Below are 666 nucleotides of genomic sequence, written 5' to 3' on the forward strand. Positions count from 1 at the left end.
GTTCCAGGCCCAACTCGGCCAGCTCGTCGGCTGCGAGGAAGCGCATCATGTTGTACATCTCGACCGCCGAATTGGAGATCGGCGTGCCGGTCATGAACGTGACGGTGCCCTTCGGCGACTCGCGCAGCACCCGCACCTTGTTGTACAGGTCGAACGACTTCTGCGACCCGGTTTTGTTGCCCATACCCTTGACGCCCGTCAGGCGCGAGGAATAGAACAGATTTTTGAACTCGTGGGCCTCGTCGACGGTCAAATCGTCAATGCCCATTTGCTCGAACGTCAGCAGGCGGTCCTTGGTCTTGTCGCCCTGGACGCGTTCCATGCGCGCAGTGATCTTGTCCACCAGCCTTTCGGCCTCCTTCACGCCGAAGGGCTTGCGGAAGCCGCTCTGGCCGGCGGCGTCGGCTTCCGCTTCGGCATCCTGGACGGCCAACCGCGCAGCGTCAAGTTCCTTTTGCAGATAGCGCTCTTCGGTTGCGGGCGAGATCCCGATGGAGCCGAAACTGCTGTGCGGGATGATGGCGATGTCGAAGTCGCCGGTGGCGATCTTGGCGAACAGCTTGCGCCGGCGGCTCTTTTCAAAATCCTTCTTCCCAGCGGCCAGCACCTTGGCGCCAGGGTAGAGGCGGTAGACGTCGGTCGTGAACTGCTCGATCATGTGGTTTG

Annotated in this window: 1 pseudogene; it reads right to left on the bottom strand. The window is 61.4% G+C overall.

The window, feature by feature from the left end:
* A pseudogene (locus F2P46_RS39000) lies at nt 1–666 on the bottom strand (hypothetical protein); the annotation flags it as partial.

Source organism: Massilia sp. CCM 8734, assembly GCF_011682155.1.
GTDB lineage: Bacteria > Pseudomonadota > Gammaproteobacteria > Burkholderiales > Burkholderiaceae_D > Telluria_A > Telluria_A rubra.